Origin of the sequence: Argonema antarcticum A004/B2 (genome assembly GCF_023333585.1) — a bacterium.
GTDB classification, from domain to species: domain Bacteria; phylum Cyanobacteriota; class Cyanobacteriia; order Cyanobacteriales; family Aerosakkonemataceae; genus Argonema; species Argonema antarcticum.
The window spans coordinates 1-3471 of record NZ_JAIQZN010000170.1 but is presented as its reverse complement, the minus strand read 5'-3'; the positions used below and the strand labels follow the sequence as shown (position 1 = coordinate 3471).

General features: G+C 48.3%; 3 protein-coding genes. 1 reads left to right on the top strand and 2 read right to left on the bottom strand.

The features are described 5' to 3' along the window. Both LAY57_RS34250 and LAY57_RS34245 read right to left on the bottom strand, forming a co-directional pair. A partial coding sequence (locus LAY57_RS34250) for a two-partner secretion domain-containing protein (protein ID WP_249071727.1) occupies positions 1-1529 on the bottom strand: 1529 nt, incomplete at its 3' end. A 117-nt stretch (positions 1530-1646) separates the two neighbouring features. After that, positions 1647-2126 (bottom strand): hypothetical protein, encoded by a 480-nt coding sequence (locus LAY57_RS34245; RefSeq protein WP_249071725.1) that lies wholly within the window; start codon positions 2124-2126, stop codon positions 1647-1649. 283 nt (positions 2127-2409) lie between these two features. Here LAY57_RS34245 and LAY57_RS34240 point away from each other — a divergent pair. Further along, positions 2410-3471 (top strand): pentapeptide repeat-containing protein (locus tag LAY57_RS34240; protein ID WP_249071722.1); only part of this gene is annotated, 1062 nt, incomplete at its 3' end.

Below are 3471 nucleotides of genomic sequence, written 5' to 3'. Positions count from 1 at the left end.
GGAATAGTACCATCAGGCGATCGACCGCTCAATTCTATGTCATTAGCATTAATAGTTAAAATTCCGCCATCCCCATCTGTATATGTGGAAGCCGCTACTTGACCTCCAGAACGAGTCACTAAGAAGTTAGTTGAAATCTGCAAATTGCCGCCCTTGCCAGACCCGGAAGTGGAGGTTGATACTTGGGCTGGGTTGGAAGTACCATCAACGTTTGTGCCCACCCCAGTTATTTCGATCATCTCAGCTTGTACGGTTAAAGACCCCGCATTTCCCTGTCCGAGAGAACCCGCTGTCAATCTTGCCCCATCGACAACGCGCAAGTTGTCTGTCACGACGTTTGCATCGCCTGCATTTCCCGTCGCGCCGCGTTCGACTCTAGCCAATATACCGCTGGGAATACTGCCGTCAGGCGATCGATCGCTCAATTCTATATCATTGGCAGTAACCCTCAAACTTCCCCCATTGCCAGTTCCAGATGTAGAAGCAGATACCTGAGATCCATCGCGGACAATCAATCGTCCGGTCACAATCTCCAAATTGCCAGCATTTCCAGCACCTGTTGTCTCTGTAGATATGGCACTGGGCTGTACTATATTTTCTTCTTGTTGGGCGACATTTCCCACACCAATCAATTCCACAGTATCGCTTGCCCGAACGCTCACATTTCCTGCCAATTCAGCGCCCTGGGTATTTGCCCTAATTTGGGAACCATCAGTAAGGCTAATTCTCCTACCCCGCACTTGGATGTTACCGCCTCCCAAACCGCTGGCATCGACTACTGCCTGCTGGGAAAGTTGAATATCTCCATATTCTGTCGAAATTCCTTCGTTATCGGTTATTTGTGCTGGGCTATTAATTAAAGACCAATTACCGCTAATCAATGACACCAGTTCAATTCGTCCTCTCTGTGCAGTTAAATTGCTGCCTGTTAAGGTTATATCGCTACCTACCAGCGTCAGAGTTCTTTCAGGCGGCACCTGTATGGACGACCCCTGGACGGTAATTTTTCCCGTGTTACCGCTCAATTGCAAACCAATGGGTACGCTTACCGTTAGCAAAGGCGTCGTTTGCGGATTTTTGGCACTAAATTGAGTTCCATCGGCAAAGTTAAGGCTATTTGCCGTGGAAGCTAGAAACGAACCGCCAATGTTCAGTTTGGCATTCAACCCAAAAATAATCCCATTTGGATTAAGTAAAAATAAGTTGGCTGTGCCATTGGCTTTAATCAATCCATCAATATTAGAAATAGAGCCACCTGTGACGCGGCTGATAATGTTCTGGATATCAAGAGCGTTATTGAAAAAAGCTGTATTGTCGGTAGGGATGGAAAATTCCCCAAAGCTGTGAAATAGATTGGTTCCGGCTTGGGTTCCTCCGGTGATGGTGGTGATATTGCCGACTGGGGTAGCGATCGAATTGACTGGAAGTGTGCTATCTGGGACGATTTGTGCTGGAGTTGGTTTGCAGGTGAGCAGAAAAAACAGCGTACTGACTTGAGCTAACCAGAATTTAAGGTGATGTAATTTCATAAGAAGGGGCTAGGGGCTAGAGCGATCGATCTTTTCCGGTGATGTTGAAAAAAGTGCGATCGCGTCAGCGTGCCGTAGGCATAGTGTCAGGTGCGATCGCGATCGAGCAAATTTCCATCAAGGCCCCCCGATGAGTTTGTCTGATTCGCGTGCGAGCAATTCATTTACGCTCGCCCGGTCTTTTTGATAAATTTCCAATCGGATCGTGTCGGAGTCTGAATATCGGAAAGTTACAATATAGGTAACGTCCCGGTCTGGATCGGTGAATCGGTATTGCGGTCGGCTCGTCGTACCCGTGACCTTGAAACCTGTTAGGTTAATCGTACTACCATCTTGCTGGTTTTTAACGTAGAGGATGTAATAAGCAGGTTCCCATGCCCAAAAAGAAGCCTGCCAATTCGAGTTGGAAAAGGTTCCCCGAATCGAAAACTTCCCCACGGTTATCGGACAGTTGTTTTCCTCGTTGTCACTTCCATTGCTGGTATCTAAAGAAGCTTGACACGGTTGCTCTGCTTCGTCCGATCCTGCTGCAAATGATAGAGATAAAGAAAACAGTAAAGTGCAAACAGTTGCCCAGGCCATCGTTCTAAGTTTCATGATGGTTTTTAACTCGATTGTCTATCCGCCCTTTTCTATTTTTGTTAGATCGGGTTTGATATAGCAACCGCTCTCGTCGGTTAGGGCAACTCCAACTCTTACCTCTGGTTCATAATCCCCGATAGTCGTAAGCTTTTCCCTCTTCCCTCAAGGCTCGCCCCTAGCAAGAGAGCCCTTACTGGCTGACTCTCCCAAAACATAGATATGATATGTGGTTGATAGGCTCATAAAGCGAATTAAATTCTCTCATTAAAAAACATACCAATGATTTGAGGTGCATAAAATGAAACTGGGAATTCTTGTAACTACCGCATTAATCCTGACTTTTGGCGTAGCAGCTCCTTTGCACGCGGCAAATCGCGATCACCTCAGACGGCTACTGGATACTAATGAGTGTCGCAGATGTGACCTCAGAAGTGCCAATTTGAGGAATGCTGACCTCCAGAATGCTGACCTCCAGAATGCTGACCTCCAGAATGCTGACCTCCAAGGTGCTAACTTGAGGAGTGCTAATCTGGAGGAGGCTGACCTCCGGGGTGCTGATTTGAGGGGTGTCGATTTCACCAGCGCTAGATTGAGAGGGGCTAACATCAGAAATGCCAATCTGGATAATGCCAATCTGCGGAATGCGAATCTGGAAAATGCTTACCTGGATGGTGCGTACCTGGGAAATGCGTATCTGGATAATGTGTACCTGAGTGGAGTGTATGGGTACGAGAATCAGCGGGACGATCGCAATTACAACGATCGCAACTACAACGATCGCAACTACAACGATCGCAACTACAACGATCGCAACTATAGCGATAGCAACTACAACGATCGCGATTATCGTTACAGAGAAAACGATATTAGGCAGATTTATCGGGAAGTTCTAGGCCGCGAACCCGATTATAGTGGCTTGCGAACTTGGACTAACGAGATCTCAAGGGGCCGATCGCTCCGTGATGTCCGCAATGAAATTGCTCGCAGCGCCGAAGCTCAAGCCGCCGTTAACCAGATTTATCGAGAAATTTTGGGGCGCGATGCCGATTCACGCGGAATACGGACTTGGACTAATCAGTTAGCATCAGGAAGCTCGCTTTCGCGAGTCCGTCGCGACATAGAACAGAGTGAAGAAGCCCAGAACCGCAGAAGCCGACCGATCCGAATCCAGCCCGGAGCTCCACTTCCAGGCGCGATTAACCCAGTCCAGCCATCCTATCCCATTTACAGACAAACGACCCCTCCTACTGCGCCCACTCCTCCCCCCGCTCCACCAGTCCGAGTCCAGCCGAACCGAATTCAGCAATCCTCACCTGGTGGAACATCCCAGCAGTACCGAATTCAGCAGTCGGCTCCACCG